General features: G+C 64.2%; 15 protein-coding genes and 1 other RNA gene. 9 read left to right on the plus strand and 7 right to left on the minus strand.

What is annotated here, in order from left to right:
• Window positions 1-27: 27 nt before the first annotated feature.
• The 3 genes from ndk to ACI3K3_RS10510 all read right to left on the minus strand — a co-directional run bounded on the left by ndk (window position 28) and on the right by ACI3K3_RS10510 (window position 2,644).
• Window positions 28-450 carry a nucleoside-diphosphate kinase gene (gene ndk, locus ACI3K3_RS10500; RefSeq protein WP_036524317.1) on the minus strand — a complete coding sequence of 141 codons (423 nt, stop codon included), beginning with the start codon at window positions 448-450 and terminating at the stop codon, window positions 28-30.
• 260 nt (window positions 451-710) lie between these two features.
• Window positions 711-1,148 (minus strand): DNA polymerase III subunit chi, encoded by a 438-nt coding sequence (locus tag ACI3K3_RS10505; RefSeq protein ID WP_404913531.1) that lies wholly within the window; start codon window positions 1,146-1,148, stop codon window positions 711-713.
• A 32-nt stretch (window positions 1,149-1,180) separates the two neighbouring features.
• Window positions 1,181-2,644, minus strand: a complete 1,464-nt coding sequence (locus ACI3K3_RS10510; RefSeq protein ID WP_404913532.1) for a leucyl aminopeptidase — start codon at window positions 2,642-2,644, stop codon at window positions 1,181-1,183.
• A 94-nt stretch (window positions 2,645-2,738) separates the two neighbouring features.
• Here ACI3K3_RS10510 and ACI3K3_RS10515 point away from each other — a divergent pair, with 94 nt between their 5' ends.
• From ACI3K3_RS10515 to rsmA, 4 genes are all read left to right on the plus strand, one after another.
• The gene (locus tag ACI3K3_RS10515; RefSeq protein WP_404913533.1) at window positions 2,739-5,042 is read left to right on the plus strand and encodes an LPS-assembly protein LptD; all 2,304 of its coding nucleotides are present in this window, start codon (window positions 2,739-2,741) and stop codon (window positions 5,040-5,042) included.
• 217 nt (window positions 5,043-5,259) lie between these two features.
• Window positions 5,260-6,624: a peptidylprolyl isomerase gene (locus ACI3K3_RS10520; RefSeq protein WP_404913534.1), complete on the plus strand. Its 1,365-nt coding sequence runs from the start codon at window positions 5,260-5,262 to the stop codon at window positions 6,622-6,624.
• A 20-nt stretch (window positions 6,625-6,644) separates the two neighbouring features.
• Window positions 6,645-7,721: a 4-hydroxythreonine-4-phosphate dehydrogenase PdxA gene (pdxA, locus tag ACI3K3_RS10525; protein ID WP_404913535.1), complete on the plus strand. Its 1,077-nt coding sequence runs from the start codon at window positions 6,645-6,647 to the stop codon at window positions 7,719-7,721.
• A complete protein-coding gene (rsmA, locus tag ACI3K3_RS10530) occupies window positions 7,718-8,545 on the plus strand; it encodes a 16S rRNA (adenine(1518)-N(6)/adenine(1519)-N(6))-dimethyltransferase RsmA (RefSeq protein WP_404913536.1) in 828 nt (275 codons plus the stop codon). The genes pdxA and rsmA overlap by 4 nt, the downstream gene beginning before the upstream one ends.
• Before the next feature lie 30 nt (window positions 8,546-8,575).
• Here rsmA and ACI3K3_RS10535 read toward each other — a convergent pair whose 3' ends face one another.
• Window positions 8,576-8,980 carry a hypothetical protein gene (locus tag ACI3K3_RS10535; protein WP_404913537.1) on the minus strand — a complete coding sequence of 135 codons (405 nt, stop codon included), beginning with the start codon at window positions 8,978-8,980 and terminating at the stop codon, window positions 8,576-8,578.
• A 76-nt stretch (window positions 8,981-9,056) separates the two neighbouring features.
• A complete protein-coding gene (locus ACI3K3_RS10540) occupies window positions 9,057-11,189 on the minus strand; it encodes a malate synthase G (RefSeq protein WP_404913538.1) in 2,133 nt (710 codons plus the stop codon).
• A 375-nt stretch (window positions 11,190-11,564) separates the two neighbouring features.
• Here ACI3K3_RS10540 and ACI3K3_RS10545 point away from each other — a divergent pair, with 375 nt between their 5' ends.
• A complete protein-coding gene (locus ACI3K3_RS10545; protein ID WP_313439935.1) occupies window positions 11,565-11,837 on the plus strand; it encodes a hypothetical protein in 273 nt (90 codons plus the stop codon).
• Window positions 11,838-11,879: 42 nt separating this feature from the next.
• On the opposite strand, the gene ssrA is transcribed toward ACI3K3_RS10545, so the two are convergent.
• Together ssrA and mscL are read right to left on the minus strand one after the other, a co-directional pair.
• Window positions 11,880-12,284: a transfer-messenger RNA gene (ssrA, locus tag ACI3K3_RS10550) on the minus strand.
• A 57-nt stretch (window positions 12,285-12,341) separates the two neighbouring features.
• Window positions 12,342-12,767, minus strand: a complete 426-nt coding sequence (gene mscL / locus ACI3K3_RS10555; RefSeq protein WP_404913539.1) for a large conductance mechanosensitive channel protein MscL — start codon at window positions 12,765-12,767, stop codon at window positions 12,342-12,344.
• A 184-nt stretch (window positions 12,768-12,951) separates the two neighbouring features.
• Here mscL and ACI3K3_RS10560 point away from each other — a divergent pair, with 184 nt between their 5' ends.
• The 4 genes from ACI3K3_RS10560 to ACI3K3_RS10575 are packed head-to-tail and all read left to right on the plus strand — an operon-like array spanning window position 12,952 to window position 15,622.
• Window positions 12,952-13,557 carry a LemA family protein gene (locus ACI3K3_RS10560; RefSeq protein ID WP_404913540.1) on the plus strand — a complete coding sequence of 202 codons (606 nt, stop codon included), beginning with the start codon at window positions 12,952-12,954 and terminating at the stop codon, window positions 13,555-13,557.
• A 4-nt stretch (window positions 13,558-13,561) separates the two neighbouring features.
• The gene (locus tag ACI3K3_RS10565) at window positions 13,562-14,377 is read left to right on the plus strand and encodes a TPM domain-containing protein (protein ID WP_404913541.1); all 816 of its coding nucleotides are present in this window, start codon (window positions 13,562-13,564) and stop codon (window positions 14,375-14,377) included.
• A 10-nt stretch (window positions 14,378-14,387) separates the two neighbouring features.
• Window positions 14,388-15,071: a TPM domain-containing protein gene (locus ACI3K3_RS10570; RefSeq protein ID WP_404913542.1), complete on the plus strand. Its 684-nt coding sequence runs from the start codon at window positions 14,388-14,390 to the stop codon at window positions 15,069-15,071.
• Window positions 15,068-15,622, plus strand: a complete 555-nt coding sequence (locus ACI3K3_RS10575; protein ID WP_404913543.1) for an NUDIX hydrolase — start codon at window positions 15,068-15,070, stop codon at window positions 15,620-15,622. Before ACI3K3_RS10570 ends, ACI3K3_RS10575 begins: the two co-directional genes overlap by 4 nt.
• Window positions 15,623-15,757 lie beyond the last annotated feature (135 nt).

The raw sequence follows: 15,757 nt of genomic DNA on the forward strand, positions 1-15,757 counted from the left end.
TTCTCGCAATCGAATGAAGCGAATGCTTCAGCCGACGATTTCTTCCGGCTTGAAGAAGTAGGCGATTTCGATCGCCGCGTTCTCTTCCGAATCCGAACCATGGACCGAATTGGCTTCGATCGATTCGGCCAGTTCCTTGCGGATTGTGCCGGCATCGGCGTTCTCGGGGTTGGTGGCGCCCATGATGTCGCGGTTGCGCTTCACGGCGTCTTCACCTTCGAGAACCTGAACCACGACCGGGCCCGAGATCATGAACGAGACGAGGTCGTTGAAGAAGGGACGCTCGGCGTGGACGGCGTAGAAGCCTTCGGCCTGTTCCTTGCTCATCTGGATGCGCTTCGAAGCGACGACGCGCAGGCCGGCTTCCTCGAGCATCTTGGTGACGGCGCCGGTCAGGTTGCGGCGGGTGGCGTCGGGCTTGATGATCGAGAAGGTACGGGTAACCGCCATGGTAGGTTCCTTGGAAAAGGGTTTGAATCTTGCGCGCGCCAGTAGCGGGGAACCAGCGGAATCGCAAGGCGGGCGAGATTAACTTCTCGCTGCCGGCTTATCGTCGCCCCGGACTTGATCCGGGACCGCTGGCAAAGCCCCGCCCGGTCGCGGCGTGATCATCGCTGGCGGTTTGCACCTGTGAGCCTGCGCCTAAAGAATCGCCAGCGGTCCCGGATCAAGTCCGGGACGACGGGATTTCACGTCGCCTTCCCTGGCTGTCAGCCCGCTTGAACCCAGCGTCCGCTTTCCTGCTTCCAGTAATGATGCTCTACCCCATCGCGGGTGCGCAGCATGCGCCAAGTGTCGCGGGCGTGTTGCAGGGTGGTATCGTCGAACAGGAAGAACGTGCGCGTGAACGCGGTCTCGCTCTCGCGCCACTGCCCGTCGGCGATGGCCATGAACCTTGCCCCGTTCACCGGATCGGGCGCTTCCGACAGCAGGATCGGCTGGCGATCCTCATTGCCCTCGCCCGCGAAGCCGTTGGCGAGAAAGCTCTCGGGCCCGGCAGACCATAGTGCCTGGCAGATGCGCTGGCGCTGCGCCAGGTCGCCGGAGACGACGAGCAGACGCTCGCCGTTCTCCGCGACCTTTCCGGCGATCAACGCCAAGGCGCTATCGGCGGGGTCACGACTGAGCTGATAGAAATCGACGCGCATGTCGCGACCCCTCCTTATTCTCAGGCCGTCCCTCAGGCTTCCAGATTGTCGCGCACGAAGCGGTCCAGAAGGCGCACGCCGAAGCCCGAGGCGCCCTTGTCCCAGGTGGCGCCCGGCTTGTCGGTCCACACGGTGCCGGCAATGTCGAGATGCGCCCAGGGCGTGTCGTTCTCGATGAAGCGCAGGAGGAACTGCGCCGCGGTGATCGAGCCGCCGAAGCGCGGGCCGACGTTCTTGATGTCGGCGATGGGGCTGTCGATCATCTTGTCGTAGTTCGGACCCATCGGCATGCGCCACAGGCGATCGCCCGAAGCGTCACCCGCGGCGGCAAGCTGCGCCGCAAGGTCGTCGTTGTTCGAGAACAGGCCCGCATATTCATGCGCGAGGCTGAGGATGATCGCGCCGGTCAGGGTGGCGAGGTCGATCACCTTGGCGGGCTTGTATTCGCGCTGCACCCAGGTGAGCGCGTCGCAGAGCACCAGGCGGCCCTCCGCGTCGGTGTTGATCACCTCGATGGTCTGACCAGAAAGCGAGGTGACGACGTCACCGGGACGCTGGGCATTGCCGTCGGGCATGTTTTCCACAAGACCGCATACGCCCACGACATTGGCCTTGGCCTTGCGCAGCGCGAGGGCGACCATCGTTCCCGCAACGGCGCCGGCGCCGCCCATGTCCCACTTCATGTCTTCCATGCCGGCGGCCGGCTTGATCGAGATGCCGCCGGTGTCGAACGTCACGCCCTTGCCGACGAAGGCGACCGGCGCCTCGCCTGCAGTGCCGCCCATCCATTCGAGCACCAGCAGGCGCGCGGGGCGCACCGAGCCCTGGGCCACGCCGAGCAGCGAGCCCATGCCCAGTTCGGCCATTTCCTTCTCGTCGAGGACGCGAACCTTGAGGCCGCTGCCCGCCACTTTCGCCTCGACGCGGGCGACGAAGGATTCGGGGTAGATGATGTTGGCGGGCTCGGTGACGAGTTCGCGGGTGAACGAAACGCCCTCGACGATGGCCTGTTCGACGCCCCAGACCGCCTCGGTGCCTTCCGGCGCGCCGACCACGGCGATGTCCACCAGGCTGGGCTTGGCATCCTCGGCCAGCTTGGTGCGGTAGGTGTCGAGGCGCCAGGCGCGCAGGACCGCGCCGAGGAGAACGCCAGCAGCTTCGTCCGCCGACAGGCCCGCGCCGGTCAGGTCCAGCGTCACGGCCGTCTCGCCGGAGGTCAGGTACTTGCCGACGACCGCCGCACCGGCACGTTCCACCGCGCCCTTGCGATCGGCAGCGTCGGCTGCTCCGATCCCCGCCAGCGCCACGCGCACGGTCTTACCATCACGCTCGACGAAACCTTCGAAGATCTGTCCGGCCTTGCCGCTGAAGCGCGAAGCCTTGGCGCCTTCGACGAGCACCTGCTCGACATCGGCGGGAATCGCATCCTGATTCACGAAGCGGGCGACGAGGCGCGCATGGGCGGCGGCAGCAGCGTCAAGGAACTGGATATTCATGAGATCTCCTGAATCACGTGGGCGAGCGTCGATGTTGTGCGCTTCGCCGCAACAGCGGATTGCAGTTAGGCACAGGCGGTGCGATAGGCAAGGGATGCTCCCTGCCGCGCCGACCTCGCTGCAAGCCCCCGTTCGCCGCTTGCGACCCGTTTCGCTGAGCGTGATGGCCCTTGGAATCGCCGCGCTCGGCCTGCCTTCGCTGGCGCTTGCGCAGGACGTCTCGCGTCCCGTCGATACCGGCCCGATCGAGGGTGCGCCGCCCGCCCCGCCCCCCTCCACCGATGAAAACGTGCCGATCGCCTTCGAGGCCGACACCGTCGAATACGACCAGAACGACGAATTCGTGACGGCCACCGGCAATGTCGTGCTGAGAAAGGACAGGCAGTCCGTCCGCGCCGACAAGGTGACCTGGAACCGCAAGACCGGCCAGATCGTCGGCAGCGGCAATGTCCGCATGGTCGATCAGGACGGCAACCAGCTCTACACCGAAAGCGTCGAGCTGACCGACGAGCTGAAGACCGGCATGATGGAGAACCTGCTTCTCGTCATGCGCCAGGGTGGGCGTCTCGCGGCCAACAAGGGCGAACGGATCGCCAACGGCGATGTCGTCCTCCAGCACGCCGCCTATACCGGCTGCGCCGTCGAGAGCGACGAGGGCTGTCCGAAGAAGCCGACCTGGCGCGTCGTGGCCAAGACCGTAGTCTATAGCGAGACGCAGAATCGCGTGCGCTTCAGCGATGCGCGGCTCGAACTGTTCGGCGCGGTCCAGCTGCCGCTGTTCGGTCTTTCGGTCAGCACCAACGGAGGCGCGGTCTCCGGCTTCCTGGTGCCCGACCTGCGGTCCAGCCCGTCGAACGGCATCGAGGTCGCGCAATCCTATTACTGGCGGCTCGCCGACAACCGAGACCTTACCGGCTCGCTTCACGCCTATACCAAGGCCGCGCCGATGGCCTCGTTCCAGTACCGGGCGCTGACCGATATCGGTGCCTATCAGATCACCGGCTACGCGACCTCCAGCAATCGCATCCCGATCAACAGCAGCAATCCAGACCCGAACCGCGAACGCGCCTTCCGCGGCTACGTATTCGCAAATGGCAGGTTCCAGCTCGATGAGAACTGGAGCATTTCCGCTTCGATCCGGCGCGCCACCGACCGCACTTTCGTGCGCCGCTACGACATCTCGCGTGACGATCGCCTGCGTTCGTCGATCGAGCTGGAGCGGATCGACCAGGACAGCTACTTCTCTTTCGCCGGCTATGCCACGCAGACCCTGCAATCCAGCCGCGACCAGGGCCAGATCCCCGTCGCCTTGCCGGTGCTCGACTATCGCCACCGCTTCGACGATCCGCTGCTGGGCGGCCGGATCGAGACGCAGGTCAACACGCTGGGAATCACCCGCGTGGACGGGCAGGATACCCAGCGCGCCTTCGCCAGCACCCAGTGGTCGCTGCGCAAGCTGACGGGCATGGGCCAGGAAGTGACGCTGACCGGGCTGGTGCGCGGCGACGTCTATCACTCGGACGAGAACGACCTCAGCCCGACCGCGCTCTATCGCGGGGAGTCGGGCTGGCAGGGCCGCGGCATCGCGCTGGCGGCGGTCGATGTGAAGTGGCCGCTGGTCGGCCAGGTCTTCGGCGGCAGCCAGGTACTGACCCCGCGCGTACAGTTCGTCGCCACGCCCAAGATCAAGAACCTGGCGATCCCTAATGAGGATTCGCGCGCGATCGAACTGGAAGATTCGAACCTCTTCGCGCTCAACCGCTTCCCGGGCTACGACCGGTTCGAGGATGGCGTGCGATTCACGTATGGCTTCGACTGGATGTTCGAACGCCCGCGCTGGCGCATCAAGTCCACCATCGGACAATCGATCCGGCTCAGCAACAAGCCCTCGATCCTGCCGGACGGCACCGGGCTCGCCAGCAAGACCTCCGACATCGTCGGCCGGACCGAAGTGCGCTACCGCAACTTCTTCAACATCATTCACCGCTACCGGGTCGACAAGGACACGCTGGCGGTCCGCCGCAACGAGTTCGACATCTCGCTGGGCAACAACCAGACCTATCTCGAATTCGGCTATACCAAGCTCAACCGCGATATCGCGCTTGGCATCGAGGATTTGCGGGATCGTGAGGAAGTGCGCGCCGCCGGCCGGGTGGCCTTCGCCAACTACTGGTCGGTGTTCGGCTCCGCCGTCGTCAATCTTACCGACAGCACGGAAGATCCCACATACGGATCGGACGGTTTCCAGCCGCTCCGTTCCCGCCTGGGCATGGCCTACGAGGACGACTGCCTCCAGATTTCGTTCACCTGGCGGCGCGACTACGTGACCTTCGGCGATGCGCGGAAAGGCAACTCGTTCCAGCTCGGCTTCGCGCTCAAGAACATCGGTGCCTGGTGAAGGCCGGGTAAGTGAAATCCGCCAAGGTGAAACAGGGCGCCCCCAGAGGTTATCACGGGCGTTGGCACGAGCGTTGGCACTTTGGGCCAAAGCGGCTATCGGACGTGCTCAGTTTCGGTTAAGCCGCCTGCCGCCACAGGGCCGGAAGTGCGCCTCGGCGAATTTCGCCATTGCAGCAGCACCGGCCGGACGGGTCGAATACGGGATATAGGTCAAGGTGAAAGCAATCCAACGCAACACGTTCATCAAGCGCACGGCTCTTGCCTGTGGCGCCCTCGTCGTCTGCGGCGCCGGGGCGGCAACGCTTTCCTCCACCGCCGTCTTCGCCCAGTCCGCCCAGGGCGAGATCGTCGTGCCCGACGATGTGAAGATCTTCGGTAACGACAACCCGAACGTCCGCCGTGCCACGGCCGTCGTTAACGGCGCGGTCATCACCGGCACCGACGTCGACCAGCGCCTCGCCCTGATCCTGGCCGCCAACCAGGGCAAGATCAGCGAAGACGAACAGAAGCGCCTGCGCCTTCAGGTTCTGCGCAACCTGATCGACGAAACCCTGCAGATCCAGGAAGCCAAGGCGGTCGAAGTTTCGGTGGAAGACGCCGAAGTGGACCAGTCTTATGCCCGCGTCGCCTCGCAGAACTTCAACCAGAACACCCAGGCCATGGACGCCTACCTGAAGCGGGTGGGATCTTCGCCGGAATCGCTCAAGCGCCAGATCCGGGGCGAACTGTCGTGGCAGCGCCTGCTGCAACGCAACGTTCAGCCGTTCATCAACGTCTCCGATGACGAAGTGAACGAAGTGATCGATCGCCTCAAGGCCTCCAAGGGCACCGAGGAATACCGCCTCGGTGAAATCTACCTCGCCGCCACGCCGGAAACGCAGCAGCAGGTAGAGGCGAACGCCAATCAGGTCATGCAGCAGCTCCGCCAGGGCGGCAGCTTCGTGGCCTATGCACGGCAGTATTCGCAGGCCTCCACCGCTCCGGTCGGCGGCGATCTCGGCTGGGTCCGTCTCGGCCAGCTTCCCGGCGAGGTTGCCGAAGCCGTGCGCGACATGCAGGCCGGCCAGCTCGCCGGACCGATCGCGATCCCCGGCGGCTACGATATCGTCTATCTGATCGACAAGCGTAAGGTGCTCACCGCCGATCCGCGCGATGCCGTGCTTGCGCTCAAGCAAATTTCGATCGAGTTCCCCAAGGGCGTCTCCGAAACCCAGGCCAATGCCCGGGCGGAAAACTTCGCCAAGACCATCAAGACCGCCAAGGGCTGCGGCGATGTCGACAAGGTTGCCGCCACCATCGGCGCCCAGGTCGTCGCCAACGACCAGGTGAAGGCCCGCGATCTGCCCGGCCCGATCCAGTCGTCTATCCTCAACCTGTCGCCGGGCGAGACGCTGCCGCCCTTCGGCTCGCTGACCGAAGGCGTCCGCATCCTGATGCTCTGCGGCCGCGACGACCCGCAAGTCGATTCCGGCCCGAACTTCGAACAGGTCATGGCCCAGCTCGAGGATGACCGCGTCAACAAGCGCGCGCAGATGTATCTGCGCGACCTTCGCCGTGACGCCGTGATCGAATACAACTGACGGTAAAGGGGGCGGCGCATATGGCGGCCAAAACCAACGGCGCGCCGCCCCTCGCGGTTTCGTCACCGGGCCTCGCGCCCCTGGTAGTTTCGCCTCTGGCGGTTTCCTTGGGCGATCCGGCCGGCGTCGGTCCGGAACTCTTCGCGCAGGCCTGGGCGGATCGGCATGACGCCGGTCTTGCGCCCTTTTTCGCGGTCGGTGGCGTGGAAGTGCTCAAGGCTGCCGCGCGCAGCCGCGGCATCGATCTGCCCGTCGTCAGGATTCGCGCCCCGCAAGAAGCCCTCGGCCTCTTCGCCGAGGCCCTGCCCGTATTGGGCGACGAAGATGCAACCGTCACTTTCGGCCGACCCGACCCGAGTGGGGCCGCCCTCGCCCTCCATTCGCTGACCGTCGCCACCCGCCTCGCGCGTTCCGGCGAGGCCGCAGCGATCGTCACCGGTCCCATCGCCAAGTCCAGGCTTTCGGAGATCGGTTTCGCGCAACCCGGCCAGACCGAGTTCCTCGCGGACGAATGCGGCGTCGCGCACGGCGATGCGGTAATGATGCTGGCCGGACCCAACTTGCGGACGGTCCCGTTGACCGTGCATGTTGCGCTCTCGCAAGTTCCGGGCTTAGTGACCCGCGATCTGATCGAGCGAAAGGCAAGGATCGTCGCCCGCGCGCTCGCCCGCGACTTCGGCCTGTCGCCTGCCCGAATCGCCATCACCGGCCTCAACCCGCATGCCGGAGAAGACGGCCGCATGGGCCGCGAGGAGATAGGGGTCATCGCCCCCGCCATAGACGCCCTTGTCGCCGAGGGCCTTGCCGTGACCGGCCCGCACCCCGCCGACGCCCTTTTCGCGGCCCACGAGCGGCACAAATTCGACGTGGCGCTCTGCATGTATCATGATCAGGCACTCGTTCCGATCAAGACGCTCGATTTCGATGCCGGCGTCAACGTCACACTGGGCCTGCCCATCGTGCGCACCTCGCCCGATCACGGCACCGCTTTCGGCATAGCCGGCAAGAACCTCGCCAGCGCGGGCGCGACGATAGCCGCCCTGCGCATGGCCGGAGAATGCGCGGGCCGCAGGCTTTTGCAGGAGAATGCGGCATGAGCGTCACCTTGCCTCCCCTTCGCGAAGTCATCGCCCGTCACGGCCTGTCGGCCTCGAAGGCGCTGGGCCAGAACTTCCTGTTCGACGAGCATTTGCTGGATCGCATCGCCGCGATTCCAGGCGATCTTGAAGGCCGTCAGGTGCTGGAGGTCGGGCCCGGCCCCGGCGGCCTCACCCGCGCCCTGCTGCGCGCTGGCGCCACGGTGACCGCCATCGAGATGGACCGCCGCTGCCTGCCCGCTCTCGCAGAACTCGAAGCGGCATTTCCCGGCAAGCTCAAGGTTATCGAAGGCGATGCGATGAAGATCGCGCCCGCCGACTTGTTCGACGGCCCTTACGCCATCGTTGCCAATCTGCCCTACAATGTCGGAACGGCCCTGTTCACCGGCTGGCTTTCGAGCGAGGCATGGCCGCCGCAATGGTCGTCGCTGACCCTGATGTTCCAGGAGGAAGTGGCACGCCGCATCGTCGCCGAGCCTGACACCTCTGCCTATGGCCGGCTCGCCGTACTGGCTCAGTGGCGCTCTAAATCGAAGCTGGCGATGAAAGTTCATCGCAGCGCCTTCACGCCGCCGCCCAAGGTTATGTCGGCCATCGTCCACGTCGTGCCCGGCGAGGCACCGGAAGGCGTGTCGATGCGAGTGCTGGAGCGCGTGACGGAAGCTGCCTTCGGCCAACGCCGCAAGATGCTACGGCAAAGCCTCAAGGGCGTTCCGGGCGCGCTGGCCGCGCTGGAAAGGCTGGGAATCGATCCTCAGCGCCGCGCGGAAACGCTGTCGGTGATGGAATTCGTCGATATCGCCCGGGAACTGACGCGGGCCTGAGCTACCGAAGGCGCCTTACTGTTTGGGTGCCTACTGTTCGGGCGATTGGGCGGCGGAAGCCTGCTGATCGTCCAGCTCGCCGGCCCCAAGGTCAGGCTTGGCGAGCTGCGCAGCGACCCAGAAAGCCACCGCCACGCCCAGCGCCATCAGCGCAAGCTGGATCACGCGCCCTGCGATCGGACCATCGGAAGCGAGCATAGCCGCCACCCCACGATTACGGGGGAAGCGCATGGCCTCGACCGCCAAGGCAACCGGCAGCGGATCCTGATCGGACTTCTCCGCATCCACGGCATCGCGGGAAGCACGCCGGTCATCCAGACGTACAACCCGCGCGTGCTCGTTCGACGCTGCGGTATCATCGCCAACCGCATCTCCGTTCGACGGAGTTCCGGGCAAATCGTGCCCCAGGGCACGGTCAACATTCTGTCTCTTCAACGCCGGGCCCCCCTAGCGAACAATCCTTTGAATAGTGCTTTGAGGGCGATAGATCAAATTAAAGTTAATGCGAGAGTCAGACTTCTGCGAAATTTCCAACCTCGGCCAGATTTTCCTTCTTCCGGCGGCGCCACGCATGGAGCAGCGGCTCGGTGTAGCCGTTCGGTTGGTCCACGCCCTTGAAAACCAGATCGCAGGCAGCGCGGAACGCAAACGACGTGTCCCAGTTGCCCGCCATCAGTTCATAGAGCGGGTCTCCCGCGTTCTGCGCATCCACCTTGGCCGCCATGCGTCGCAGCGAATCCATGACCTGATCTTCCGAACAGACGCCGTGCAGCAGCCAGTTGGCCATATGCTGGCTGGAAATGCGCAAGGTCGCGCGATCTTCCATCAGGCCGACATCCTCGATATCCGGAACCTTCGAACATCCGACGCCCTGATCGATCCACCGAACGACGTAGCCCAACAGGCCCTGCGCATTGTTGTCGAGTTCGTCCCGAATCTCTGCCTCGGACCAGTTGACCCCGTCCGCCAGCGGCACTTGCAGAAGCAGGTCGAGGCCCGGAACGTCGGCGCCCTTCATCTCTTCGCGCAGCCCGAAAACGTCGACTTCGTGATAGTGCATGGCATGGAGCGTGGCAGCGGTGGGAGACGGCACCCAGGCGGTGTTCGCCCCGGTGCGCGGATGCCCGATCTTCTGTTCCAGCATGTCGCACATCCGATCAGGCGCGGCCCACATGCCCTTGCCGATCTGCGCGACACCCGAGAGGCCGTGACGAAGGCCGATGGCAACGTTGCGCTTTTCGTAGGCGGCGATCCAGGAAGATCCCTTGATCGCATTCTTCCGGATGATCGGCCCCGCCCGCATCGACGTGTGGATTTCATCGCCGGTACGGTCGAGAAAGCCCGTGTTGATGAAGACGATCCGGTCCTTCACAGCATGGATGCAGGCCGCCAGATTGGCCGACGTGCGCCGCTCCTCGTCCATGACGCCGACCTTGATCGTATAGCGTGGCAGTTCCAGGAGATCTTCCACGGCGTCGAACAGATCGTTGGTGAAAGCGCACTCCTCCGGACCATGCATCTTGGGCTTGACGATATAGATCGCCCCCTCCCGACTGTTCCCAAAGCGCGTGAGCCTTTTGACATCCTGAGCCGAGATGGCGCTGGTCAGGACGGCATCCATGATCCCCTCGGGGATTTCCGATCCATCGGCCTGCAAGATGGCCGGATTGGTCATCAGATGGCCAACGTTGCGGACGAACAGCAGGCTTCGTCCGGAAAGTGAGACATCGTCACCAGATGGCGTGGAAACCGTCTTGTCGGAAGCGAGTTGCCGGGTCTGCGTGCGACCGCCCTTCTCGAACGTATCGGTCAGGTCGCCGCGAATGACGCCAAGCCAGTTGGCATAGGCTGCCAACTTGTCCTGCGCATCGACGGCGGCCACCGAATCCTCCAGGTCGACGATGGTCGTCAGAGCCGCCTCAAGGACGATATCGGCGATCCCGATCCGGTCGGTCCGCCCAACGTCGCTGGTCGGATCGAAGAGGATTTCGATCGCCAATCCATTGGAACGATAGAGTTTTCCGCCCTGCGTTTCACCCAGGTATTGCCCCGGATCGCGCAGATCGACATCCGGGCTTTCGAGGTCGGCCCAGCTGCCCGTCGCCAGCGGCAGCGCCTTGTCGAGGAAGCGACGCCCCTCCGCGATCACCGCCGCCCCGCGAACGGGATCGTACCCCTTCCCGGTGGCCGGCTCGGCATCGAGGGCGTCAGTGCCGTAGAGGGCATCGTAGAGGCTGCCCCAGCGCGCATTGGCGGCGTTGAGCAGGAAACGGGCGTTGAGCGCCGGAACGACCAGCTGCGGGCCGGCCATAGTCGCGATCTCGGCATCGACGCCCTGCGTCGTGATCGTGAACGCTTCGGGTTCCGGCAGGAGATAGCCAATCTCCCGCAGGAAATGTTGGTACTCGCGCTGGTCGATGGCCTTTCCGGCCCGTTGCAGATGCCAGGAATCGATGAGGGCCTGCAATGCATCGCGTCGTTCCAGCAAGCCGCGATTGCGCGGCGCCAGTTCCGTCACGAGAGAGGAAAATCCGCTCCAGAAGCCTGCTGCATCCCGGCCGATCGGCGGCAGCACCTGTTCTTCGACGAATCGCGCCAAGGCGGCGTCGACCCGCAGGCCGGAACGTTCAACTCTGTCCGTCATGTTCCCTCGCAATCCAAGCGCGCAAGCGCTGTGCTGCACGTGCAGCGTCAGTGACATCTGTTCAAGATTGTCCTGGGGAGGAACCGGCCCGCTATGCCTCATCCCGGCCAGCGAGGCAAACCGGAAAATCACTCCGCCGCCGCGATGCCGCGGCACCTCTTCGGTCTGCGTCCCAAAGTGGCACCAGGTCGGACCAGCTTCTACCTTGCCTCCGAGGGGCTTACATAGAAAACTGCCGGGGCGCTTGAGGGGCGGGAGTGCGGGGGCACCAGCCGGCCTGAGGAAACAAGCCAGTCAAGGGAACAGGCGGGTCATCCGAATGTTGCCAATAGGCATGTTTGGCTCTCACGGGGCAAGCGCGGTGGAAGGATGGAAATGTTTCGCAGGATCAGCCGCCTTTTCGTGATCAAGACCCGCTGGGAAGCGTTCATGATCATCTACGCATTGGCGCTTGGAGCGGTGGAACGCGGCAGCGCTTACCTCACGCGCTTCCCTGGCTGGGGGGGCAAGCTGCTGTTCTTGGCCTGCACCGGCGCGGTGTTCATGGCTGGCGCGAAGATCCTGGACTGCCTCAAGTTCGAACAGGCGCAGCAACAAGCCCTGGCGCAGGAGGCAAAAACCTCATCCGAAACCGAGCAACTGGTATAGCCGCAGGCAGAACCCGTTAGAACCCCTTCGAGGATGAAGGAAGGTGGGGTGTTTCTGTTGCAAGGTACACCCCGGACCCCTGGAATCCCTTCTGTTGCCCGGTGGGTCCAACCGCGCTTTAGCTTTGTAACGTCAGGCCGTTAGGCCCTAGAATTACGCGGCGAGAGCGAGTGCTTCGTTGTCGTTGGCACTTGTGAGTTTTGAGCCTTGAACGGGTTACTCAGCCCGAATGAAAACACCGCTTTTCAACACACGTCGATCCTAGTTCGGCCCCGTCATCACCCCTGCGACAACAGGGTTGCCAACCTGAAGGTTGGACGGGTGATGGTGGAGCCGCCGGGTACCGCCCCCGGGTCCGCTGTGCCTATTGTACGGCGCAGTTTATCATCATAGCCGGTCGAAACCGGCAGGTCCCTATATAGGGGCGCGCGCGGAAATGAAAAGGGGCGGGATGTTGCCCGCCCCTATCCCGAGGACATATCCTTGTGGAAATGCAACGCCGTGTCAGCGCTGCTTGAGCGTGTCCCGGATTTCCGCGAGCAGCTCAACTTCCGTAGGGCCCTTCGGCTTGGCAGGCTCTTCCTTCTTGGGCAGCAGGCGGTTGGCCTGGCGCACGATCAGGAAGATCACGAAGGCGAGAATGAGGAAGTTGATGATCGCCGTGAGAAAGGCGCCATAACCGAACATGGCGACGCCCGCCGTCTTGAGCCCGGCATAGGTCATCGGCCCGGTATAGCCCGCCGGTATCGAACCCAGCACGACGAACTTGTTACTGAAATCGATGCCGCCGGTGACAAGGCCGATGAAAGGCATGATGACATCGTCGGTCAACGATGCCACGATCTTGCCGAAGGCGGCGCCGATTATCACACCAACGGCAAGGTCGAGCACGTTGCCGCGTGCGATGAAAGTCTTGAATTCCTGAAGCATCAATCGTTTCCCTCGATCCTGTGCGGTGCATGACCGACACGGATTGCCTGCCACATCAAGTTGTAGCTAACAATCGGTTGCGCCAAGAAGTTGCACGATGCGACTGTCCTTGAACCGGAACGAGCGGCTGCTATCTATTCGCTCAACAGGCGCGGCCACCGCCCGCCGATCTGGAGGATCACGCATGAGCCTTTCGAACCTGGCCCGCAAGAGTCGCGCCGTGTTCGCCCTCGCGGCGGCATTGTCGCTCGCGGCCTGCGGCTTCAACTCGGTTCCGACCAAGCAGGAAGCCGCCAAGGCCAAGTGGGCCGACGTTCAGGCCGCCTTCCAGGAGCGCGCGAACCTGGTGCCCAACCTGGCCGCCGTGGCCAAGGGCGCAGCAACGCAGGAGAAGGAAATCCTCACCGGCGTGGTGGAAGCACGGGCCAAGGCGACCAGCGTGCAGGTCAATGCGCAAGATCTCAACGATCCTACCAAGATGCAGCAGTTCCAAGCCGCTCAATCGCAGTTCGGCCAAAGCCTGTCGCGTCTTCTGGTCAGCGTCGAGCAATACCCCGACCTCAAGTCGATCGTGAACTACCAGATGCTCCAGACCCAGATCGAGGGTCAGGAAAACCGCATCCGCATCGCCGTGCGCGATTACAATGCGGCGGTGCAGGATTTCAACACCGAAGTCCGCACTTTCCCGACGATGATTGGCGCGAAGCTGCGCGGCGCGGACCCGCTGGTGCCCTATCAGGCAGCCACGCCGGGCGCGGACGTGGCGCCTAGCCTCGAAGGCAAGATCTGATCCGGTGAGCTATCTGCGGGCCGTTCTCGCGGCCGTCCTGCTGGTTTTCGGTGCGCTGCTTGCCCAGCAGGCAGCGGCCGAACCCGCCTTTCCCAAGCTGACCGGCCGCGTCGTCGATGACGCCAAGATCATTCCGGACGATGTCGAGGCCCAGCTCACGCAGAAACTGGATGCGCTGGAGAAGAACTCCGGCCGTCAGCTTGTCGTCGTCACGCTGCCGAGCCTTCAGGGCTACGAGATTTCGGACTACGGCTACCAGCTAGGCCGTGCCTGGGGGATCGGGGAAAAGGACAAGAACAGCGGCGCCCTGCTGATCGTTGCGCCTAACGAGCGCAAGGTCCGGATCGAAGTTGGCTACGGCCTTGAACCGATCGTGACCGATGGCCTCTCGTTCCTGATCGTCAACAACGATATCCTGCCGCGCTTCAAGGAAAACGACTATCCGGGCGGCATTCAGGCGGGCGTCGATGCACTCGTCAAGCAGCTTACCCTGCCGCCAGACCAGGCACGCAAGGTGGCGGCCGATGCCGATGCGTCACGCAAGCAGGGTGGCGGCGGGTTCCCGATCGGGACGATCGTCTTCATCCTCATCATCATCTTCTTCGTCGTCATGCCGATGATAAACGAGGCGCGCGGCGGCGGACGTCGCCGGGGTGGCTTCGGCGGCCCCATCATCTGGATGCCGGGCAGCTTCGGCGGCGACGATGACGACCACTGGGGCGGCGGCGGCTTCGGTGGCGGCGGAGGCTTCGGCGGCGGTGGGGGTTTCTCCGGCGGTGGCGGCAGTTTCGGCGGCGGCGGTGCGAGCGGCAGCTGGTAGGGGACGGACGATGCCATCACCCATATATCTCTCGACCGAGGACCACGCGCGCATCAGCGCGGCAGTGGGCGAAGCCGAGATGCACAGCGCCGGTGAAATCGTCACCGTGCTGGCCGATCGATCGGACGGATACACCGACGTGGCACTGGCATGGTCGGCCATCGTGGCTTTCCTCGCCCTGGCCGCGCTGGTGATGGCGCCCGACTTCTACATGGACCTCTACGACAGCCTGCTGGCGGATTGGGGCCATGAATGGACCCCAAGCATGATCATCGGCCTGGCGGCCGGGGTGGCGGCCGTGAAGTTCGGCGCGATGTTGCTCTTGCAGCTCTGGTCGCCCCTCAAGTTCTGGCTGATTCCGCCCCGGATCAAGACGATGCGGGTCCATGCCCATGCCGTCCGCGCTTTCCGTGTCGGCGCCGAGCAGCGCACCACCGGCCGGACCGGCGTGCTCATCTACCTCTCTATGCGCGAACATCGCGCCGAGATCGTGGCAGATCGCGCCATTGCCGAGAAGGTCGACCCGGACGTCTGGGGCCAGGCCATGTCCGCCATGCTGGCCCACGTCGGCCAAGGTCGAGTCTGTGACGGCATGATCGTCGCGGTGGGCAAGGTCGGCACGATCCTTTCCGAGCATTTCCCTCGCGACGAGAACGACGTTAACGAACTTCCCGACAGGCTGATCGAACTATGAGCGCCGACATTATACTCCCTCCCGACGCCGAGGCGCCCGAAGAGGTCATGTGGCAGGGCCGGTTCATCACCGCGCGCAAGCGTGGCCGGTGGGAATATGTCGGCCGCGCACGCGGCATTCGCGCCGCCGTGATACTGGCGGTCGATCCCGAAGCCCACGTCATCCTCGTGGACCAATATCGCGTCCCCCTCGGCAAGCGCTGCATCGAACTGCCCGCCGGGCTCGTCGGCGACCATGACGACTTCGCCGATGAGGATGCCAGCGTTGCCGCCGCACGGGAGCTGGAAGAGGAGACCGGCTATCGTGCGGGCCGCATCGAGAACATGGGCGAGTTCCATTCCTCGCCCGGCATGGTCAGCGAAAGCTTCACGTTGTTCCGCGCGCACGACCTGGTGAAAGTGGGCGAAGGCGGCGGCGTGGACAGCGAGGATATCGTGGTTCACCGCGTGCCCCTCGCCGAGATCGAGCAGGCGATCACCGAATGGCGCAAGGCAGGCTATGCGATGGACGTGAAGCTCCTGCTGCTGCTCGGGGCACGAATGCTGGGCTGAACGTGCGGACCAGCTTCGGGATCTGCCAGCGCAAACGGCGCTATGCCGATGAAGCGGAGGCGTTGGAAGCAGCGGCGAAAGCTACGGTTTCCTTGCGTCCCTATCGCTGCGCGCTGTGCAGGCAGTATCATCTGA

This window comes from Novosphingobium sp. ZW T3_23 (genome assembly GCF_044987305.1).
GTDB lineage: Bacteria > Pseudomonadota > Alphaproteobacteria > Sphingomonadales > Sphingomonadaceae > Novosphingobium.